The following is a 22,224-nucleotide window of genomic DNA, read 5'->3' as shown; positions in this document are numbered from 1 at the left end:
TTTAAAAACTTTTGAACGATGAAAAATCAGCTTGTACAACAGACAAAAAGGGCTTTTCAGCATCATTTTGGAGATCCTCCGGAAAGTATTTTTTTATCACCGGGAAGAATCAATATTATTGGAGAGCATGTAGATTATAATGACGGATTTGTCCTTCCTGCAGCAATCGACAGGTATATCTGCATTGCCATTACAGAAAGAAAAGATTCGGATATCTGCCGAATTATAGCTCATGATTTTAATGATTTTTATGAATTTACGATAAGTGATGAGATGATAAAAGCTCCTTCCGTTTGGGTGAATTATCTGTTGGGTGTGGTTGATGAAATTAATAATACAGGAAAAAAACTTAAAGGGTTGGATATGGTATTCAGTGGGAATATTCCTATGGGATCCGGACTTTCTTCCTCTGCTGCTTTGGAGTGTGGCTTTGCATATGCTCTGAACAACGTTTTTAATCTGAATTTTACAAAGGAGGAGATCGTTCTGATCGGGCAGAAAGCTGAAAATAATTTTGTAGGGGTCAACTGCGGGGTGATGGATCAGTTTGCTTCTGTTTTTGGAAAGGATGACAAAGTTGTTATGGTAAACTGTGATTCTCTGGAATACGAATATTTTGATGCGAAACTGGAAGATTACAGTTTAATTCTTTTTGACAGCTGTATAAAGCATACCCATCTTACTTCAGGCTATAATGATCGAAGAGAAGAGGTGGAAGAAGGTAAAAGGATCATCAGAAACCATTTTCCGGAGATGGTAACTTTCAGAGATTGCAGTCGGGAAATGCTGAACGCTGTAAAAGATGAACTGAGTGATAAAGTATACAAAAGATGTCTTTATGTGATTGAAGAAATTAGACGGGTCGAAGATGCAGCACGGTCGCTTGCCGGTAAAGATTATGAAAAACTGGGCAGGCTTCTTACCGAAACCCATCACGGTCTTTCAAAAGAATATGAAGTCAGCTGTCCAGAAATTGATTTTTTGGTTGACGAGACCTTAAAATTGGAAGGAGTGGCAGGATCAAGAATGATGGGCGGAGGTTTTGGTGGCTGTTCTGTTAATCTGATTAAAACCAATGATGTCCGACAGGTAATTGATAAGGTGAAAAATCAGTATAAAAAAGCCTACGACATCGAGATGAATGTTTATGAAGTGAAAATTTCCGACGGAACCCATCAATACAAAGAAAATGAATACAGCATTTAATCATAAAGATCATCCGCACCGCAGATATAATCCGCTCTTGGATGAATGGATTCTGGTTTCTCCGCAACGGGCAAAGCGCCCCTGGCAGGGTCAGCAGGAAAAAATGTCTGTTGAAAAACCTGCACAGCACGACCCTTCGTGTTATTTATGTTCGGGTAACATGCGCGTGAATGGAGATAAAAACCCGGACTATAAGGGAGCCTATGTTTTTGACAACGATTTTGGAGCTTTACTCAATGAAGAGGTAGCATTTTCAGATTCTGGAGATGAATTTTTTGTAACAAAACCGGAAAGGGGAATCAACCGGGTGGTGTGTTTTTCACATGATCACAGTCTCACACTTCCTGAAATGCAGTTGGAAGATATTATTAATGTTGTAGAAGTCTGGCAGGATGAATATCGTCATTTGGGACATGTCGATTTTATCAATTATGTTCAGATTTTTGAAAATAAAGGAAGTGTAATGGGGTGCAGCAATCCGCATCCCCACGGGCAGATCTGGGCACAGTCATCTATTCCGACTCAGGTGGTAAAAACGCAGGAGAATCTTCAGAAATATTTTGAGATGAATGGAAAATCTCTTCTTGAAAATTATTTGGCTAAAGAATTACAGGCCGGAGAAAGAATTGTTTTTGAAAATGATCATTTTGCAGCGCTGGTTCCATTTTGGGCAACCTGGCCCTATGAAACAATGATTGTCAGTAAAAGAAAGATTGAAAATATAATCAGTTTTACGGATGATGAAAAGAGAGCATATGCCAGTATTTTAAAAACTTTAACGATAAAATACGATAATCTTTTTAAGGTTTCATTTCCCTATTCTGCAGGAATTCATCAGGCTCCGACCGATGGGAAACCTCATCCGGAATGGCATTTTCATATGCATTTTTATCCGCCGTTGCTGAGGTCTGCAACAGTAAAGAAATTTATGGTCGGCTATGAAATGCTTGCCGAGTCACAGCGTGATATTACCCCTGAACAAAGCGCTGAAGTATTAAGAAATCTATCCGATATTCATTATAAAGCCTTATCTGAAATATGAGCAAATTAACCACTTTTGATTACATTGTATTTACATTATACTTCATTATCATTGTTGTATATGGAATTTATATTTTCAGGAAAAAGAAGAGCGAAAAAGTAGACAGTAAAGATTATTTTCTGGCAGAAGGATCACTTACCTGGTGGGCTATCGGAGCTTCATTGATTGCGAGTAATATCAGTGCAGAACAGTTTATCGGAATGAGCGGAAGCGGTTTTAGTATGGGACTCGCGATTGCAACTTATGAATGGATGGCTGCTTTTACGCTGATTATAGTTGCTGTATTTTTTATTCCGGTGTATCTGAAAAATAAAATTTATACGATGCCACAGTATCTTCATAAACGGTACAACGAAAAAGTAGCTTTGATTATGTCTGTTTTTTGGCTGATGTTATATGTTATTGTGAATCTTACGTCTATACTGTATTTAGGGGCTTTGGCGCTCAACAGTATTTCAGGGTTTAATCTAGCACTGTGTATGGGGTTTCTTGCTTTATTTGCGGTGATGATCACACTGGGAGGAATGAAAGTGATCGGATATACGGATGTTATTCAGGTTTTTTTCCTGATTGTCGGCGGATTGGTGACTACTTATCTTGCCGTCACTCTGGTATCTTCAGAATTTGGATTTTCCGGATTTGGAAAAGGACTGGCCTTAATGAAAGAGCATGCTGATGAACATTTTCATATGATTTTCAGAAAAACAGATCCCCACTATTTGGATTTGCCTGGAATTTCTGTGCTGATTGGCGGAATGGTGATTGTAAATCTCAATTACTGGGGCTGCAATCAGTATATCACCCAAAGAGCCCTGGGCGCAGACCTTAAAACAGCCCGAACCGGAATTCTTTTTGCGGCTTTTCTGAAACTGTTAATGCCTGTTATTGTCGTTTTACCCGGAATTGCCGCTTATGTTTTATATCAAAAAGGACTGTTCCAGCAGGAGATGATACAGGATGGAAGCTTAAATCCGGATCGTGCTTATCCTACATTGCTCAATTTGCTGCCTTCAGGTCTCAAAGGCTTGTCATTTGCAGCTCTTACTGCTGCTATTGTCGCTTCACTGGCCGGGAAAGCAAACAGTATTGCCACCATTTTTACTCTGGATATTTACAAACAATATATCAGAAAAGACTCTTCCGAAAAAAATCTGGTGAAGATCGGTAAAATCGCTGTTGTCACTTCTTTTATCATTGCTATTATTGTTTCTCCGTTTCTCGGAATTGATAAAAAAGGCGGCTTTCAGTACATTCAGGAATATACAGGTTTTGTAAGTCCCGGAGTATTTGCGATGTTTATTTTAGGCTTCTTCTGGAAAAAGACGACCTCGAATGCTGCATTGTTTGCTACTATCGGAGGTTTTATTTTCTCCGTTATTTTAAAATTTCTGCCGATGATAGCTGATTTGTCGTTTTTAAACCTCATTGGTTTTGCAGTTCCGAACGCAAATGGCATCTACGAGATACCTTTTATAGACAGAATGGCGGTAGTATTTATCATGTGTGTTCTGGGAATGATTTTCATCAGCCTCAAAGAAACCAGAAAGGGATTGCAGGTCAATAGTTTGGAGGTTGATATCTCGATGTTTAAAACCAATCGAAGTTTTACCATTGGAAGTATAATCATTATAACAGTACTTGTTGTTTTATATACGGTCTTTTGGTAAATGATAAATTTCTAAATTTGTGAAAAGTGTTTTTATGAAATTATTCATCGATAAAACCTATTTGCAAAATGGAACTCAGACAACTTCGTTATTTTCTTAAAGCTAAAGAATTACTTAATTTTACTGAAGCGGCTAATCATCTGTACATCAGCCAGAGTACGCTTTCACAACAGATTAAACAACTGGAAGAAGAATTGGGAATTCCACTGTTTAACAGGATTGGAAAAAGAATTTCACTTACCGAAGCCGGCAAAATATTTTCAGCCTATGCAGAAAAGAGCCTTCTGAAATCCCAGGAAGGCTTTTTGGCATTGAGAGATCTGGAAGAGCTTAAAAGTGGTGAGCTTAATATTGGAGTTACTTACGGGATGCGTTCCACTTTGATTGAAGCACTGATCCGGTTTTCGGTGGAATATCCTGAAGTAAAAGTAAATATTGTATTTGGAACAACTTCTGAGCTGATCGAAAAACTCCATCATCTTGAACTCGATTTTGCGCTTACTTTTGCAGAAGGGAATAGGGAAGAAGTGTTTAAATATATTCCGTTATTTACCTCACCAATGACTTTAGTGGTTTCAAAAAATGCGGCAATTATCAGGAAAGAAAGCATAACTCTAAAAGAAATTATTAACCTTCCACTGGCGCTTCCCACAAAAGGCTACAGTACCACAAAATTTGTAACAGAAGCTTTTAAAAACAGTGGGTTAAAGCCTAAAGTCCTGATTGAAATCAATGATATTCCCACCTTACTTGAATTGATAAAAAGTGGAAAATGGTACACGATTCTGGCTCAGACTACGGTAACCGAAAAAGATGAACTGACAACCATTCCCATCAAAGGTAAAAATATGATCCGTACAGCCATGTTGATTTCATTAAAAGATGCCTACGAAAAGAAAGCAATGAAAGTTTTCTATCAATTTCTGCATCGGTAAAAATTAAACTTTATATATTCTGCGAACTCTAAAAATCATTTTTATAAAAAATCACTATTTATGGAATATTAAAAGTATTGTTTCATATTTAGTCTCAAAAGACTATCGGTTTTATAAATTACTCACTTATTGTTGATATTTTTAATAAAATATATTTGATTATTAATTTACATTTTTAGTTAAAATTTTACAATTAAATCGAAAAAAATCAGTTTATTATATAAAATTTTGTTAAATTTACATAATTCACAATACTTAATATAAAACTACTAGTCTATGAAAAAAACCGTACTATCTCTTGTATTGGCTGTCTCGGCCATTACATTTAAAATGAGTGCTCAAATAGGGATTAATACTGCTAATCCAATTGGTGCATTTACTGTCGATGGTGCCAAAGATGATCCTGTAACTGGTACCCCTACTACAGCGCAACAAGCTAATGATTTTTCAGTTGCTGCTACCGGTAGTGTAGGAATAGGAACTATTGCACCAGCAGCGAAACTGGATATTGTAGGAGATACTTTTGGAATTAAAAGAAGTCCTGGCAGTGGAAGTTGGGACAATTTATGGATTGATCTTTCCAATACCTCGGCACCTACTATCAATGCATCAGGTGCTGAAACAGGATTACAGTTTAATGTAGGATCTAATACTGCGGGGACATATGGTGATGGTCAAACATTGGTAACTGTGGCAACTATGAGGCCGAATGGTAATATGGGAGTCGGAACAGCTGCCCCTGCGACTAAATTTCATGTTGAAGGAGCAGAGGTGAGGCTTAGTAATACAACCTCTACTTGGGGACTCGCTTCTGAAACAACATCTCCTACCCATCAGTTCAGTATTATTGACCGTACCAATAATGTCCGCCGTATCATATTACAGGAAAATGGTAATACTTTCATGGGAGGAACTCTTGGTACAGCCGGAGCCAATGCGGCTATAAGTACTGTCGGTACAAGTGTCGGAATTGGTAATAACGCTGCTCCGACAAATACTTTGGATATAAATGGCACAACTAGAGTAAGGACAATGAGCTCAGTAGCCGGTTCTACTGTAGTAACGCCAGTTTATGCTGATGCTACTGGTGTTTTAGTAAAACCAGCTTCGGCAACCCTTGGAGGAGTTACAAGTGCTACATCAGCATCAGTAGCAAGTGGTGGTACCGGAACTCTGATTACTGGTATGGTAGATGGTGCTCTTTACAGAGCTACTGTTCTTTTAGGTAATGCCTGTGGAGCTGTTGCAATGACAGATTTTATGATTCAGAATTCTTCTAGCAATGGTTATTTTGCCATAAATGGTCAAAATGGGCTGCTGGTTATTGCTTCGCCTTCCAATAATCACCCTGCCTTTGCACAATCAGTAAAATCTACTGTTGGGGTATCATGGGCCGGGGTAACAGGTTGTGCAGACGGTGGAAACAGTACTGCATTTGATTATACTCTAACAATGCCTTCGGCGGGAACAATAAACGTGACCAACAATGGAAATATTGCCAGAGCATATTCTATCACGCTTACCCGAATAAATTAAACTGTTTCTTTTACAAGATTATTTCTCCCTCAAAGATAATCTTAACTTTGGCACAAGGATTCTAATATACACAAATACAAACCGGATGTCGATTCCGGTTTTTTTATTCTGATATGTATGTAATATTTAACTTTCAATTAATAAATTTGATTAATATTGAGTTTTTAACGAAAAAAAATAGATTTATTAGCAAATAAATATTAAATTTACGATGAATCAGATAATTATATAAAAAACTTTTAACTTATGAAAAAAACCGTACTATCTCTCGTACTGGCTGCATCAGTCTTTACGGTAAAAATTAGCGCACAGATAGGGATCAATACTCCTAATCCTATTGGAGCATTTACCGTTGATGGCGGAAAAGACAATCCGGCAACAGGTACGCCAACCGCAGCTCAACAAGCCAATGATTTTTCAATAGCAACCAGTGGAAATGTGGGTATAGGAACTGTTTCTCCTACCCGTAAACTGGATGTGGAAGGAAGTGGTTATTTTAATGCAGCAATCACTTCCGCAACAACGAAAGAAGCATTGGATATTAATATTGGTCAGGATACTTATGCTTATGGGAACAGGGCAGATAATTTCGGGATTAATATGAGAACCTCTTCAAGCATCAACGGAGGAAGAATTGCCCGAATAAACTTCGGAGATGTAAATACCGGCGCCAGCAACAGTGGACCTCGATATCTTTCTTTCAGTGTGGGAATCACTCCAAATGAGCTTATGTATCTTACAGATGATAATTTAGGAAGAGTCGGAATAGGAAATACTGCACCAGCAGCTAAACTTGATATTGTAGGAGATTATTTCGGGATTAAAAGAAGTCAGGGAAGTGGAAGCTGGGATAATCTATGGATTGACCTTTCCAATACTTCGGCACCCGCTATCAATGCTTCAGGAGCAGAAACAGGCTTACAGTTTAAAGTAGGAGCCAACGCTGTCGGTACTTATGGAGACGGACAGACTCTAACGACGGTGGCTACTCTGAGACCTAATGGAAATTTTGGAATCGGAACTGCAGCCCCGGGAGGAAGACTGCATGTAGACGGTGGTGAATCCCGTTTCAGTGTCGGAACATCTATATGGGCGTTATCTCCTTCAACTGGCGGAACAACAGGTTCATCAAATTCTTTTGAAATTATTGACCGTATCAACAATGTAAGAAGAATGGTGTTTAATGATAATGGAGATCTGTCATTAGGAGGAGCCATTGTTAATAATTCTGCAGGCGGGGTTATTTCTATTAGAAGCGGAAATGTAGGAATTAGTACAGCATCACCTACTGAACTGCTTGATGTGAATGGTAACACAAGGGTAAGAGCAATAAATACAGCGGCTGGTACGACAGTAGTAAATCCTGTCTATTCTGATCCTACCGGAGTTTTAGTTAAAGCTGCCACTTCTACCTATGGAAGTGTAATTGCAAATACAACTGCGGCGATAGCAAGTGGTGCTACAGGTACATTAATCACCAATATGGTGGATGGAGCTATTTATAAAGCTATCGTAACATCTTATAACGGCTGTGTCGATAGTTCTGTTGCAGAGTTCTATGTGACTGCGAGAGCAGGAAATGGCTTTTATTCGATTAATGGACTGGGTGGAAATATCGGAAGTGGATCAACATCAAAATCGCCGACATTTGCTCAAAATAGCAGAACGAGTATTTCTACAACATGGACCGGGGTGGTAGTTTGCCAGGATGGCGGCAATGGTACTGCGTTTAACTATACCTTGGCTATGCCTTCAGCTGGAACGATCAATATAACTAATAATGGCAATGTTTCCAAAAACTATACTATTGTTCTTACCAGAATGAATTAATACTCATGAGATTACTTTCCCCTCAAAGATAATCTTAATTTTTGGCACAAAGATTCTAATATACACAAATACAAACCGGATGTCGATATCCGGTTTTTTGTTTTAAAAATGAGTCAAAAAACCTCTCAAAAAAATATTGAGAGGTGAAATAAATTGACTCTATATTGAATGTAATTCAATCATTTGTTATTTGTGGTTTTCAAGCCATTTCAGGCGGCGTTCATCCGGAAGATGTTTTACTCTGAAGTTTTCAAAAGTCGCAGTAAAGCCAGTCCCGTCAGGACAGGCAGCCATTAGCCCCACCATTACCGGACTGTTATCCTGTAAATGGGCATTTCTCATCATGATATAAGTTTTATCATCAAAAGAATAAAAAATTTCAACTGCATCAAGTCTTTTAACGGCTTTGATCCAGACTGCTGGAGGTGTTTTATCTAAAGTAATCACACTCCAGTCGCTTGTGGTATGGGTTACCACGGTGCTCAGGTTATATTTACCATCTACAAATTCAATTCCTGCTTTGATATAATTTTCCTTATCAATCCTCAGCATAAGTCCCATCTGATCAAATCGGGCTTTATAATCTCCGGATATTTTTACCTTCGCTTCAAACTCTCCGCCATAGGTGGTGTAATAAAAAGGAGCATCGTCAACAGTAAACCCATAGTGGGAAATTCTCCAGTAATCGCTTTGAGGCGTTACCATCATAGACATTTTATTGTTTTTGATTTCCCATTTTTCGGGTTCATTAAACCACGTCATTTTTTCCAGGGTCTGCGCAAAGGTTTGCTGAGTAAGAAAAAATAAACAACAACTTAAAATAATTCTTTTCATTCTGCAATTGACTTTCATTTAAAGATAACTGATCGCAAATCGTTATTTTAGCAAAATTATAACTAAACAGGTATTCCGTCAATACTTATAAATAACCATTTTATGGAGATCGTAGAAAAACTCAATAAAACATTACTGAATAAGGGTTTGAAAATCTGTAGTTTAGATATTGGTATCTACAAACAGGCTGCATTGATGTATACTCAGCTCGAAAATGCTGTTGCAGTACTCAGCGATATGCAGGAAAATAAAAGCTATGTTTATTCTTCGGAAACTGCAGAAGTGTTGGGCTTAAAATTTAAAGATAATCCGATGGAGATCCAATCTATATGGGAGGAAGAGATTCTGAAAAAAATTCACCCGGATGATAAACTTAAAAAGTATATTCATGAACTGCGTTTTTTTAAGATGATAGATTCTTTGAAGAGTACAGAACGTTCTGCTTATCATGTTTTGTCCCGGATCCGGATGAAGGATAAAAATGATCAGTATACATTCGTTCAGCACAAAATGTTTTATATTTATTCTCCGGAAAATGAAAAGCTGAGATTTGCCCTTTGTCTTTATACTGTTTCGATTGATCAGTCTTCGGGCATGACACCCGAATTCTTAATTGTAAACTCGATAAAAGGAGATGTGCTGATAGAGGATAGATTAAACTTTAAAAATATTTTATCGGTGAGAGAACTGGAGGTTTTAAAGTATGTAGGAGAAGGCTTCACGAGTAAAGAAATTGCAGATTTTCTTTCAATAAGTATCAATACAGTGAGCCGGCACCGGCAAAATATTCTTGAAAAACTGAAGGTGAAGAACTCCGTACAGGCTTTCAATGATAATTTTTGTTAATATTGACGTTTCTTGTGTAATTTAATTTGCTGTAAACTAATTTGTTATATTCATAATGAATATTTTCTTTTCTTAATAATAGTAACGTAATATTCTTTTTATTAAATTTAATAGATAATCATTAAAAATAATTCCATGATTGAGAATAGATAATAAAATTCACTATTGTGTGCGAAATAAATTGATTTTCAGCTCATATGATTTAAATGTTGTATGCATAATAAATTTTAATTAAAAATTAAAAGCTTCACCCGCTTATTAGTCATATATTTGTTTCTTCAAACAACTAAAATAATTAAGGATGAGCATAGACTTTACAACAGCAACATTTAAGGATTTCGAGAATATTCCGGACCATAATATATCTCAAAGAGCAGAGATTTTTTATGAGTTCCTGGATCATATGAAGTCAAATGGCCACATGAATTACAGACTTAAAAATACCACAGGTACCAACTCTGTAGTGAATGTAAATATCAGAAATCAGGAAAAAGATTACGTAAGTTTTGTTTCCAGTGATTATTTAGGATTTACCCAGCACCCCAAAGTAAAACAGGCTGCTATAGAAGGGATTGAGAAATATGGTACTGGAACAGGGGCAACACCGCTTATTGGAGGTTATTTTGACTATCATAATAAGCTGGAGAAAAAAATTGCTACCTTTTTTGGAAGAAAAGAAGAGGAGGCAGCTATTTTCACAACGGGATATACCGCTAATAGTGCGACATTGCAGGCTTTAATGCAGAAGGAGGATATTGCTATTTTAGACATGGCTGTACATGCGAGTGTACATGAGGGATGTGCTTATACCAATAAAAAGACATTTCCTCATAATAATTTGGAAGCTTTGGAACACATTTTGAAGATATCAGAAGGCGAATACCGTACAAAGCTAGTGGTGATCGATGGTGTGTACTCCCAGGATGGTGATACTTCTCATGTAAAAGAGATTTATACACTGGTAAAGAAGTATAATGCTTTCCTGATGGTAGATGATGTACATGGTGTTGGCATTCTTGGGAAAACAGGTAGAGGAACTTTGGAAGACACCGATTTGTTGGATAAGGTAGATATTATCACCGGAACATTCAGTAAAACATTCGGAAACCTGGGTGGATATGTAATTGCAGATAAAAAAATAACTGCTCTTATAAGATTTCAGTCACGTCAGCAGATTTTTTCGGCAACAGCGCCGCCTTCATCATTAGGAATCATAAAAGCAATTGATCTGATTGATGAAGAACCTGAATGGAGAGAAAAGCTTTGGTGGAATATTAATTATTTCAAAAAAGGATTAAATGAGCTCGGATTGGATACAGGAACTACCTGTTCAGCAATTGTTCCGGTAAAAATAGGTGATCCGTATGTAACAGGTGACGTAGGAAGGCTACTAATAGAAAGAGGAATCTATACAAACCCTATTTTGTATCCTGCCGTACCAAGAAAAGACGCACGTATCAGGATGAGTGTAATGGCCAGACATGAAAAAGAACATCTTGATAAAACGCTCAATGCGTTTGAAGATATAAACAATAAATTGCATATTGCAAAAAAATAATATTATATGCCTAGAAAAGTAGTGCAAGGCCCGATAAGGGATAAGGAAAAAACCAAACAAAAGCTCCTTGCAGCCGTTGGAAAAATTTTAAGAGTTAAAGGTTATTCAGGTCTTAAAGTAAGTAAAATTGCGGCCGTTGCCGGTTTTGATAAAAAACTTATTTATGAATATTTTGGAAGCACCGAAAAACTGATTGATGAATATATCAGATCTCAGGATTATTGGAGCAAAATCAATCAGAATGTTGAAGTAGATCTTTCAGATGGAGGTCAGGAACTTTCTAAATTGGCGGTATTGAACCAATTCGAAAGTTTAAAGAAAAATAAAGAACTTCAAAAAATCATTCTTTGGGAGCTTTCTGAAAGTAAGCCAATTCTTAGAAAATTAGTTGAACAACGCGAAGAAGCGGGAGGTATGCTGTTTGAAAACATCACCGATCCTTATTTTGGCGAAGATGCTACAAGATACAGGGCTATTATGGCTTTGATCATTTCCGGGGCTTATTATTTAAATCTGTACACAGGGTATAATGCCAACAAATTCTGTGGTATAGACATGAAAACTGATGAAGGTAGACAGGAAGTTGAGAAAGCAATCGTTGAGTTGATTGACTTTGCTTATCAGAAAAAATAAAATCGCGTGGAAATTTTCCAATGTTCAGAAAAATGATATTTTAAACAAAATTTGAAAACTTTATATTTTCAAATTAGAACTATATTTCTTACTTTTGGGCAATGGAAAATTTCATCGTATCTGCAAGAAAATATCGCCCTCAGGAGTTTGACACTGTTGTTGGGCAATCCCATGTTACGGATACTTTAGAACATGCTATTGAAGAAAACCAGTTGGCTCAGGCCTTACTGTTTTGCGGACCCCGTGGAGTAGGAAAAACTACCTGCGCCAGAATTTTGGCCAGAAAAATTAATGAAAAAGACGGTTCCGTTTCAGAAGACGGCTTTGCTTATAACATCTATGAATTAGATGCCGCGTCCAATAACTCTGTTGATGACATTCGTGAATTGATAGATCAGGTACGCTTCGCACCCCAAGTAGGTAAATACAAAGTGTATATTATCGATGAGGTTCATATGCTGTCTTCTGCTGCCTTCAATGCTTTCCTTAAAACACTTGAGGAACCGCCTGCTCATGCTATTTTCATTTTGGCAACGACAGAAAAGCATAAAATCATTCCTACGATTTTATCGCGTTGTCAGATCTATGATTTCAAAAGAATTACCATTGAAAATATTCAGGGGCATTTAAAAACGATTGCTCAGAAAGAAAATATTCAGTACGAAGATGATGCGCTGTATCTGATTGCTCAGAAAGCCGACGGAGCACTGAGAGATGCACTGTCGATTTTTGACAGGCTTTCGACATTTTCCCAAAAAAATATCACACTGGCCAAAGCGGCAGAGGTATTAAATATTCTGGATTACGATCAATATCTTACGATGGTAGATCTGGCCAAAGAGAATAAGATTCCTGAAGTGCTTTTTGCCTTTAATGAAATTGTAAAAAAAGGCTTTGATCCTCATATTTTCATTGCCGGTCTCGGAAATCATTTCAGAGATTTAATGATGGCCCAGAACGAATCTACGATAGAACTCATTGAAGTAGGGGAGCAGACTAAAGTAAAGTTTGTGCAGCAGGCCCAGAAATGGAATGCTCAGCAGCTGATTGATGCCATTGAGATTTGTAATCATGCAGACATCAATTATAAGAATTCTAAAAACCCAAGACTTACGGTAGAAATTGCATTGATGCAATTGGCTTCTTTGACGGCTAATGGAGACGTTACAAAAAAAAAAAGTTCTTAATACTAGCACCGTTTCTTAGCGAAAAGCAGGAAGTAAATATTGCTCCGAAACCTCAGGAAAAAAAGGCAGAGATAATTGAGAAACCAGCTCCTGCAGAACCCGCTCCTCAGGAAATCAAAAAAACATCCAAACCTTTATCGAGATCCGGAATTTCTACCGGTTTCAGTATCAATTCTTTTATCAATAAAGAAGATAAAGTAGAAGTTGAAGAAAAAGCTACGGTAAAAACCGATAACCTGCCTCAGAATCATTTTACAGAAACCGATTTACAACAGGAATGGACTCTTTTACTAAAACAGCTTCAAAGAAAAGATACCTTTGTTTTTAATGCCATAAAAGGCTTTAAGCTTATAAAATCTACTGAAAATCTGATTACAGTTTTATATCCCTCAGATTCTGCAAAAGTGGAGTTCGATAAGGTCAGCAGGGAGTTTTTCAATCATTTTAAAACGAAAGTCCATAATTTCTCAATCGAAATTGAATACAAAAGAGATTTTGAAAATCTTAAAATCGAAGTCATGACTAAAAGAAAAGTCTTCGAAAAATTCATCGAAAAAAATCCATTATTGAAAGATTTGGATGATTTAATGAAGTTTGATCTGACTTAATTTTTAGGAAAGTATATAATTTGTGGAAAATCAGACGCTTACTCATTTTCTATTTATTGATATCCAATTTTTTTATTTTTTAACATCGATTTAATATTATCAAAAAATTAAATATTTAAATAAATTTTATATATTTGTCAAATATTTGTACGAAAAATCATTTTCTGACAAAAACAAATCATCATTCGAAAAGCTTGAATAGACGATTCACAGTATAAAAGTGGAAAAATTTATCTCACATAAGTCCAATTATGGAAACCTTTTTGGTTTTGCAACTGCTAATTATTTTAGCGGTTATTTTGGCTTTTCGTTTAGTTATCAAAGAAATTTTAAAAGTTATTACCGATTTTATTGGTACAGCTAATTTAAATTTCTTTCTCAAAAAATACAGGAATACATAAACCTTCTTTTATTATTTCCTGATTCCTTTAAAACTTTAACGGCATTTTTTTGAAAGAATTGTAAAGTAAATTTTATAATGCAAGAATTATTTGTGTTTAATTTTAAAATAAAGAATAAATAAAAAAATTATTGATATGAATTTAAAAGATTTGAAAAACGACTGGATCAATGAGTTTTCACAACCCATGATGATTGCAGGACCATGTAGCGCGGAAAGTGAAGCTCAGATGCTGGAGACCGCAAAAAGGATAAAAGATACCAATGCCAGTGTTCCTATTTTCCGTGCTGGAATCTGGAAACCGCGTACAAAACCGAACGGATTTGAAGGAGTGGGAGTGATCGGTTTAAACTGGTTAAAAAAAGTAAAAGAAGAATACGGTTTCAAAACGGCAACTGAAGTAGCTAATGCACACCATGTTTTTGCTGCCCTGGAAGCCGATGTAGATATCCTTTGGATTGGTGCACGTTCTACCGTGAATCCTTTTACCGTCCAGGAAATTGCAATGGCATTGAGAGGAACAGACAAAACCGTTCTTGTTAAAAATCCTGTAAACCCGGATTTAGCATTATGGATAGGTGCTTTGGAAAGACTTCTGGGACAGGATATTAAAAATTTAGGGGTCATCCACAGAGGTTTCTCTACTTACCAGAAAACGAAATACAGAAATAATCCAAACTGGCAGATTGCATTAGACTTCAAAAGCCAGTTTCCGAATATTCCGATGCTGATTGATCCTTCTCATATTTGCGGAAACAGAACAGGCCTGGCAGATATTACCCAGGAAGCGCTAAACGTAGGTTACCAGGGAGCAATTATCGAAACACATTGCAATCCAGATGAAGCATGGAGTGATGCTTCACAGCAAATTACACCGGAAGTTTTGGCAGAATTAATCTCTAATCTGAAAGTTAGAAATACAGGTTTTGCAGGTTTTGAGGGAGATATGGGAAGACACAGAACGCTGATTTCTGACATCGATTTCCAGTTAATTGAGCTTCTTTCACAAAGAATGAAAATTTCAGAGAAAATAGGTAAGCTTAAAAAAGAGAATGATATCGCAATCTTCCAGCCGGAACGTTGGAAAGTTATTACGGAATATGCGACTCAGAAAGCCAGGGAAACAGGCATGTCTCAGGATTTTATAGAAAAAGTTTTCAAAGCAATTCATGAAGAATCTATTGAGGTACAGAACAGTATCATGATCGACAGATAATCTTTAAAAAATAATAGTAGTTAGAAGGGCTTGGGGAATAGGATTTAGGGTATGATTTTACAGGATGAAATCAACTAAGTCCTACAACCTAAGCCCTAATTGCTTATATTTGCAGCATCTTAAAATATGAAAGGAAAAATCATTAAATCTACGGGAAGTTGGTATCAGGTTTTAGAAATGGAAACAGATAAAATTTTTGAAGCCAGAATTCGCGGTAAATTCAAGTTAATAAAAACGAGACTGACCAATCCTCTTGCTGTAGGTGATTTTGTTGAATTTCAATTGGAACAGGATGATATCGCCTGGATTACGAAGATAGATCCGCGCAGAAATTACCTGATCAGAAAATCTGTAAACCTTTCGAAAGAAGCGCACATCATTGCTTCAAATATAGATCTGGCATGTTTTATTTTTACACTGAAACATCCGGAAACTTCACTGGGATTTCTTGACCGGTTTTTAGCATGTTGCGAAGCTTATAACATTACCCCATTAATTTTATTCAACAAAATTGATGTTCTGCATGAGGAAGAAATTGAGATTGTAAAAGATATAGAATTTCTTTATCAGGAAATAGGGTATGAGTCTCTAGAAATTTCTTCATATTCAAAATTAAATCTTGATCAGCTTCAGGATCTTCTGAAAGATAAAACATCTGTTTTTTTCGGACACTCAGGATGTGGGAAATCGACTTTGGTAAACGCACTGCAGCCCAATCTGAATTTAAAAACTTCTGAGATTTCAGATACTCATTTAAAAGGAAAACATACCACTACTTTTGCGCAGATGCATTTCTGGGATTTTGGAGGAAATGTAATTGATACTCCCGGAGTACGTGAATTTGCGATGATTGATATTGAAAAAGAAGAAGTTCAGCATTATTTTCCGGAAATTTTCAAAAAAAGGGAAGAATGTAAATTTCACAACTGCCTTCATATCAATGAGCCCAAATGTGCAGTGCTTGATGCACTGGAAACAGGTGAGATTCAGCATTCCCGGTATGCAACCTATATTAAACTGATGGATGAAGCGGAAGAGGCTTCTCAAAAATAAACTTCTATGAGTCAGGAAAAAGAGATTCCTATTCATAATCTTTCCTATCAGGATTTTCAGTTCACAACATTAGAAACAGGACATCCTGAAAATTTTCATGATATCCATCGTCATAACTTTTTTGAAATTTTGTGGTTCAGTGAAGTTAAAGATACAAGTTTTCTGGAACTTGACTTTGAAAGATATCAACTTAAAAATAACCAAATCTGTATTATTGCGCCCGGACAGGTATTCAATATGAAGCTGCAGGGTGAGAAAGGCTATGTTTTTGCTATAAGCAGAGAGATTTTTAAAGAGGTTTGTGAAACTGAAACTCTTTTAACCGCTGGTGCACATCCGTTTTTTCTGAATACTGAAAATTTACAAACCTGCCAGCTCCTTATCAAACTTCTCGGACAGGAGTATCATGGGAAATCCCGGATGAATCTTATTAAAACGTATTTAAAAGCTTTTTGCATCATTATAACGGAAGAGCTTAACTCTCAGGAAGTTTTAGTTAATGATAAGCTTAGGATTCAACAGTTAAATGCATTAATTGAAACTCATTTTATTTTCGAGAGAGAAACGAAGTTTTACGCAGAAAGATTAAACATGAGTACACATCATCTTAATGATATTGTTCGTTTTTCACGGGGGACGACGGTGAAGAAGATGGTTGTACAGAGACTCTTGCTTGAGGCCAAAAGAGAATTGAGCTTTGGTGCTTTAACAGTAAAGGAAGTGGCTTTTAAGTTAGGTTTTAATGATGCTTCTTATTTTTCCCGCTTCTTTAAAAAGCATACGGGAAACTCTCCTGACGTATTCAAAAATAGTAAAGATTAAGTCAGAAAATCCTCAATTTGTGCTGGCATCTCTTCAGTTCTTTTATTGAAAGAACGTTCTTTTTATCAGAATTTTGCCCGTTGTAAATCCATTGTTCAGATGGGTAATGATTTAAAAATTCTTTATGAGAAACCTCAGTATTATTGTATTTATTTTAGCGCTTTTAAACACTTTAGAATCTCTAAGTATCGACCTGTATTTGCCTGCATTTCCTGTGATGGCGAAAATATTTCAGACCGATATCGGACATATTCAGATTTCTATTTCCATATTTTTTGCAGGATTTGCTATCGGGCAGTTGCTTTGGGGACCTTTATCAGATAAAAAAGGAAGAAAACCAATGTTGTATTTTGGCTTGCTTCTGTTTATTTTGGGAGCTGTGGCCATTGTTTTTACGGAAAATATTTATGTATTGTGGGTAATGCGTTTTATCCAGGCTTTTGGAGGGAGCGCCGGAATTGTAATCGGAAGAGCTATTGTTATTGATTTATATGACAAAGAAAAAGCAGTCACCATTTTTTCAAAACAATCACAGATCAGTGGCATTGCTCCCATTGTGGCGCCATTGCTGGGAAGTGTATTCCTCAGATTTTGGGGATGGAACAGTGCTTTTAGTTTTTTGAGCATTTTAGGAGCCTTGACATTGCTATTAGTTGTAAAATATGTTCCCGAAACCAACTTAAGTATCAACTCTTCGAAAACGGACGCAGCCAAAATAAAGTTAGGGAATCAGTTAAAAGAGATTATCTCCAATAGAGATTTTATGAACAACACAATTATCGGAAGTGTGGCGTTTGCATCTCTTATTATTTATATTTCCAATGCGCCTTTGTTATTTATGGAGATTCATGGGTTTTCCAGTGTCGTGTTTAGTTTTATATTCGCTTTTAATTCGATGGCACTTATTTTTGCAGCTTATATAACGCCAAAATTAATGAAGAGAATTAAAGACTTTAAAATACTTTTGTCAGCTGCCATTCTCCTTTTTTTAATGAGCTTTTTACATATAATAATAACATTGAGTGGACTTCATGTAAGTCTTGAAGTCGCTGTTTTATATATTTCACTCATTGCTGTAGGTCTGCTTTTTCCAATTACGACGGCGCATGCATTGTCGCCTTTTAAAGAAGGAAGGGGAACTGCCGCAGCGTTGATGGGATTTATGCAGTTGATGATCACCTTTATCATGTCCGGAATTGTGGGTCTTTTAGAATCAAAATCTATAATGCCAATGATTATTTCCCGTACTGTATTGGCAATAATAGGAGTTTATTTTGCATATAACACCTTTTTACGAAAAAAAAGGATGACATAAAATATGACAAGCAGATATAAGTGATGACAAAATATCTGACAATGAGATGTTTTTTGGCAGGTTATTTTATAGTGTTTCTGTCACAAAATGAACGATATATTAAATTTTAAGACTTCAATGATTGATAAAGAAGCAATAATGTGTTGAGAATCTTATTCTTATCATTTTTATGATTAGGTAATGCTGAAAATTTGCGCTACTGGCTATTAATAAAAAAACCCAGCCGAAGCTGGGTAAAAACTAATAACCATGAAAACTCAAATTAAACATGAGAATCGCAATAGAATAAACAATTACTGTGCCAAAAATTATTTACGATTTCTTAATAAAAGTTATTTTTATGTTAAAAAAACTTTAAAATTGAAATCACAATTTTTTTTCTTAATTTTGCGGCATTAAAAAAATATACGTTTATGTCTAACATTACATTCACTATGATTAAGCCTGATGCTGTTGCTGACGGACATATCGGTGCTATATTAGGTAAAATTTCAGAAGGAGGTTTTAAAATTAAAGCTTTAAAATTAACTCAGCTGACAGTAGCTGATGCTAAAAAATTCTATGAAGTACACGCAGAAAGACCTTTCTACGGAGAATTGGTAGAATTCATGAGCTCTGGCCCAATCGTGGCTGCAGTTTTGGAAAAAGACAATGCAGTTGAAGATTTCAGAACTTTAATCGGAGCTACAAACCCGGCTGAAGCTGCTGAAGGAACGATCAGAAAGATGTTTGCAAGAAGCATCGGAGAAAATGCTGTTCACGGTTCTGATTCTGATGAGAATGCTCTTATCGAAGCTCAATTCCATTTTTCAGGAAGAGAAATTTTCTAAGAATAAATTTCTTAAAAATAAAGAATCCAGAGAATTTTTCTCTGGATTTTTGCTTTCTGTAAGGTTTACTTATAAATTACTTTCAATAGCGCCCACTTTTTCCCGGTACAATTCAATAGGTTTGTCGAGAAGGACAGCAATGACGGTCATGTTTTTATCTAATCGTTCTTTAGGAACGTCGATATAAATAATTCCCGGCCTGTCGCTCCAGTATAATTTGTTGTAAATGGAGTGGGAAATCATCGAACCTTCCCCAACGATCCGGATTCTTGAAATATTATTTTTGATCCCTTTTAAAGCAATTGGTCCGGTGGGTATCCCTTCTACAAAAAGATATAAAGTCTGCTTATCTTTAGAAAGAACAGAATTTCCGGAATAGTGACCATCGGGAAGTCCTTTGCCTGTTTCAAAAAGAGCTTCGGTATGTTTGCTTATCCAGCGTAAAGTTTCGGGATTGGTTTTATTTGATTTTTGAATTTTCATATCCAAGCCATCGTTTGTTAATCCTGAATTATTGAAAATAGTGCTTCCCTCATGAAGCTGTTCTGAGATTTGGTAAACGGCAGATTTAGAGTCTTTGACATTTAAAATTTCCGATAAAGCCAGTACATCTTTTTGAATATTCTGATTGAATTTTATTTTTTCATTAAAACTAAGCTCAACGACAGTTACATCCTGATCAAAATTGGTATTTGAAAAATCCAGATGCAATATTTTGTTTTTCTGATGAATTTGTACTTTCCCATTCGGATCACCTATAATTTTTGCGCTGACAGGATTGGAAATCAAACCATAAATTTCCGTGAAATTCTTAGCTTCTTCAAGATAGAGAAATAGTTTCTTGCCGTCTTTTGAAATGGCAGATTTTCCTTTGTAGTTCTCAAACGGCAGCCCACGGCGTGTTCCATAAACTGCATCTGCATTTTTTGATGTCCATCTTCCAAGGTTTTTAAGAATTTCAATTTGCTTTTCCGGAATGGTGCCATCAGATTTGGGTCCGATATCCAAAAGTAGATTTCCGCCCATACTGATAACATCTGCAAGGGTTCTGACAATCATATTTGGAGTCTTGTAGTGTTGGTCAAAAGGCTGATATCCCCAGGAATCGTTCATGGTGTAGCAGAGCTCCCAATATTCACTTTGTGGACTGACAACAGGAATTCCCTGCTCGGGAGTTTCGTAATCTCCATGAGTGTTCAGCCTTGAATTAATAATAATATTTGAATTGTATTTTCTTAATTTTTCAAGTGTTTCCGGGGCTTTCCATTCGTCGGAAGTATGCTCCCAATCCCCGTCAAACCATAGTAGGTCAGGCTTGTATTGGGCTGAAAGCTCATTGAGTTGAGTTTGATAGTACGTAATATAACGATCCCATCGTTTAGGATCATCATTAATTTCATATCTTTTTTTTGTTCTTGTATTGACGTCATAATAAGGATGACTCCAATCCGGAAGAGAGTAATAAAGACCTGTTTTTAATCCTGATTTTCGGAGCTCCGTTACAAAAGGGGTCAGAACATCAGCTTTTGCAAGAGCGTCTTTTGAAGTGGTAATCGCTTTGTCCGCTTTAGAGTTCCAAAGAGAAATTCCATCATGGTGTCTTGTGGTAATGACAGAATATTTTGCTCCTGAATTTTTAATCATACTGACCCATTCGGCGGGTTTATACTGTGATGCTGAAAAACCGTTAAGCTGTTTAAGATAATTTTCATGATTAATATAATTATTGAAAAATGACCAGGACTCTGAAATTCCGTCTACAGAGTAAATTCCCCAATGAATAAAAATCCCAAGTTTAGCATCCTGAAACCATTCCATTTTTTTTGTATCTGGGGATTGATGCTGAGCGGTAAGCTTTCCGTTTCCTAACAGGACACTTAATAAGAATATACTGATAAATTTACTTTTCATTTGACCGATTTGATCACTAAAATAAGGAAAGACTCTTATAAATCCATGATTAAATTTGACTATTCTTTTAAATTCTGATAATCATTTATATATCAATTTTGAAAAGGATTTTTTTATCTAAAACTTATGTTTTAATGTATTATTTTTATAACCACGAAATTGAAATCACCAAAATAAAAATATATGAAAATGATGACTATACTATTAATCATTACGGCAACTCTGACTGCTTTGATAGGTGGTCTTTTCTATGCGTATTCCTGTTCTGTAGTTTTGGGATTGGGTAAATTGTCCGATGCAGAATACCTGAAATCCATGCAGTCTATTAACCGGGAAATTTTGAACCCTGTATTCTTCATAAGTTTTATGGGGACGACCTTTCTCCTTCCTGTCACGACTTTTCTGTATCGGGGGCATCATCCTGTTTTTCTATTTATATTCTTAGCTGCGATTGCTTATCTCGTGGGAGTTTTTGGGGTTACGGTTATCGGAAATGTTCCTTTAAATGAGCAGTTGGATCAGTTTGATATTCTCAATTCAACAAGTGAACAGATAAAAATAATGCGGGAGACTTTTGAAAGCAGATGGAATTTTTTGAATAATATCAGAACTTTGTTTTCTGTAATAAGCATTGTTTTAGTCGTTTGCGCCTGCGTTTGGAATAAGTTGGAATAAACTGTAAAATTTTCGTTAAGTATAAACACTTAATGAAAATTCCGTATAAATACGGATGCTTTGTAAGAATATTTTATTGACCTTTACATCAAGAAAAACAGACAAAAAGTATACCAACAT

18 protein-coding genes are annotated in these 22,224 nt (G+C 36.2%); 16 read left to right on the top strand and 2 right to left on the bottom strand.

All coding sequences use genetic code 11. The annotated features are described in order from the left end of the window. The first annotated feature begins 18 nt into the window (after positions 1-18). From galK to M2373_RS03175, 6 genes are all read left to right on the top strand, one after another. Positions 19-1,206, top strand: coding sequence for a galactokinase (galK, locus tag M2373_RS03200; RefSeq protein ID WP_259107391.1), 1,188 nt, complete (start codon positions 19-21; stop codon positions 1,204-1,206). Then, a complete protein-coding gene (locus tag M2373_RS03195) occupies positions 1,190-2,248 on the top strand; it encodes a UDP-glucose--hexose-1-phosphate uridylyltransferase (protein WP_259107389.1) in 1,059 nt (352 codons plus the stop codon). The genes galK and M2373_RS03195 overlap by 17 nt, the downstream gene beginning before the upstream one ends. After that, positions 2,245-3,915 carry a sodium/sugar symporter gene (locus tag M2373_RS03190; protein WP_259107387.1) on the top strand — a complete coding sequence of 557 codons (1,671 nt, stop codon included), beginning with the start codon at positions 2,245-2,247 and terminating at the stop codon, positions 3,913-3,915. The genes M2373_RS03195 and M2373_RS03190 overlap by 4 nt, the downstream gene beginning before the upstream one ends. A gap of 68 nt (positions 3,916-3,983) precedes the next feature. Further along, complete coding sequence (locus tag M2373_RS03185; RefSeq protein ID WP_259107385.1) at positions 3,984-4,850, top strand: LysR substrate-binding domain-containing protein; 867 nt, start codon at positions 3,984-3,986, stop codon at positions 4,848-4,850. Between the two features lie 276 nt (positions 4,851-5,126). Continuing rightward, on the top strand, positions 5,127-6,386 hold the full coding sequence (locus M2373_RS03180; RefSeq protein WP_259107383.1) for a hypothetical protein: 1,260 nt from the start codon (positions 5,127-5,129) through the stop codon (positions 6,384-6,386). A 246-nt stretch (positions 6,387-6,632) separates the two neighbouring features. Beyond that, positions 6,633-8,216 (top strand): hypothetical protein, encoded by a 1,584-nt coding sequence (locus tag M2373_RS03175; protein WP_259107382.1) that lies wholly within the window; start codon positions 6,633-6,635, stop codon positions 8,214-8,216. 186 nt (positions 8,217-8,402) lie between these two features. On the opposite strand, the gene M2373_RS03170 is transcribed toward M2373_RS03175, so the two are convergent. Beyond that, complete coding sequence (locus M2373_RS03170; RefSeq protein WP_259107381.1) at positions 8,403-9,050, bottom strand: DUF1349 domain-containing protein; 648 nt, start codon at positions 9,048-9,050, stop codon at positions 8,403-8,405. Between the two features lie 102 nt (positions 9,051-9,152). Between M2373_RS03170 and M2373_RS03165 the strand changes: the two genes are divergently transcribed. From M2373_RS03165 to M2373_RS03125, 9 genes are all read left to right on the top strand, one after another. After that, on the top strand, positions 9,153-9,896 hold the full coding sequence (locus tag M2373_RS03165; RefSeq protein WP_259107380.1) for a response regulator transcription factor: 744 nt from the start codon (positions 9,153-9,155) through the stop codon (positions 9,894-9,896). A 301-nt stretch (positions 9,897-10,197) separates the two neighbouring features. Then, the gene (locus M2373_RS03160; RefSeq protein WP_259107378.1) at positions 10,198-11,454 is read left to right on the top strand and encodes an aminotransferase class I/II-fold pyridoxal phosphate-dependent enzyme; all 1,257 of its coding nucleotides are present in this window, start codon (positions 10,198-10,200) and stop codon (positions 11,452-11,454) included. A 6-nt stretch (positions 11,455-11,460) separates the two neighbouring features. Beyond that, positions 11,461-12,087 carry a TetR/AcrR family transcriptional regulator gene (locus tag M2373_RS03155; protein WP_259107376.1) on the top strand — a complete coding sequence of 209 codons (627 nt, stop codon included), beginning with the start codon at positions 11,461-11,463 and terminating at the stop codon, positions 12,085-12,087. Positions 12,088-12,188: 101 nt separating this feature from the next. Next, positions 12,189-13,274, top strand: a complete 1,086-nt coding sequence (dnaX, locus tag M2373_RS03150) for a DNA polymerase III subunit gamma/tau (protein WP_259107374.1) — start codon at positions 12,189-12,191, stop codon at positions 13,272-13,274. Between the two features lie 1,144 nt (positions 13,275-14,418). After that, positions 14,419-15,498, top strand: coding sequence for a bifunctional 3-deoxy-7-phosphoheptulonate synthase/chorismate mutase type II (locus M2373_RS03145; protein WP_259107372.1), 1,080 nt, complete (start codon positions 14,419-14,421; stop codon positions 15,496-15,498). Positions 15,499-15,624: 126 nt separating this feature from the next. Next, positions 15,625-16,551: a ribosome small subunit-dependent GTPase A gene (rsgA, locus tag M2373_RS03140; RefSeq protein WP_259107371.1), complete on the top strand. Its 927-nt coding sequence runs from the start codon at positions 15,625-15,627 to the stop codon at positions 16,549-16,551. A gap of 6 nt (positions 16,552-16,557) precedes the next feature. Further along, positions 16,558-17,373: an AraC family transcriptional regulator gene (locus M2373_RS03135; protein WP_259107370.1), complete on the top strand. Its 816-nt coding sequence runs from the start codon at positions 16,558-16,560 to the stop codon at positions 17,371-17,373. A 124-nt stretch (positions 17,374-17,497) separates the two neighbouring features. Continuing rightward, positions 17,498-18,688 (top strand): multidrug effflux MFS transporter, encoded by a 1,191-nt coding sequence (locus M2373_RS03130; RefSeq protein WP_259107369.1) that lies wholly within the window; start codon positions 17,498-17,500, stop codon positions 18,686-18,688. 413 nt (positions 18,689-19,101) lie between these two features. Continuing rightward, positions 19,102-19,518, top strand: coding sequence for a nucleoside-diphosphate kinase (locus M2373_RS03125; protein WP_225686135.1), 417 nt, complete (start codon positions 19,102-19,104; stop codon positions 19,516-19,518). A gap of 69 nt (positions 19,519-19,587) precedes the next feature. On the opposite strand, the gene M2373_RS03120 is transcribed toward M2373_RS03125, so the two are convergent. Further along, entirely contained in the window at positions 19,588-21,429 is a 1,842-nt protein-coding gene (locus tag M2373_RS03120) for an alpha-L-fucosidase (RefSeq protein WP_259107368.1), read from the bottom strand. Positions 21,430-21,618: 189 nt separating this feature from the next. Here M2373_RS03120 and M2373_RS03115 point away from each other — a divergent pair, with 189 nt between their 5' ends. Next, on the top strand, positions 21,619-22,104 hold the full coding sequence (locus tag M2373_RS03115) for a DUF1772 domain-containing protein (RefSeq protein ID WP_259107367.1): 486 nt from the start codon (positions 21,619-21,621) through the stop codon (positions 22,102-22,104). Positions 22,105-22,224 lie beyond the last annotated feature (120 nt).

The sequence above is a fragment of the Chryseobacterium sp. JUb7 genome (assembly GCF_024806495.1).
Taxonomy (GTDB): Bacteria; Bacteroidota; Bacteroidia; order Flavobacteriales; family Weeksellaceae; genus Chryseobacterium.
The sequence above is the reverse complement of the archived record's forward strand: the minus strand, read 5'-3'. Positions and strand labels throughout refer to the sequence as shown.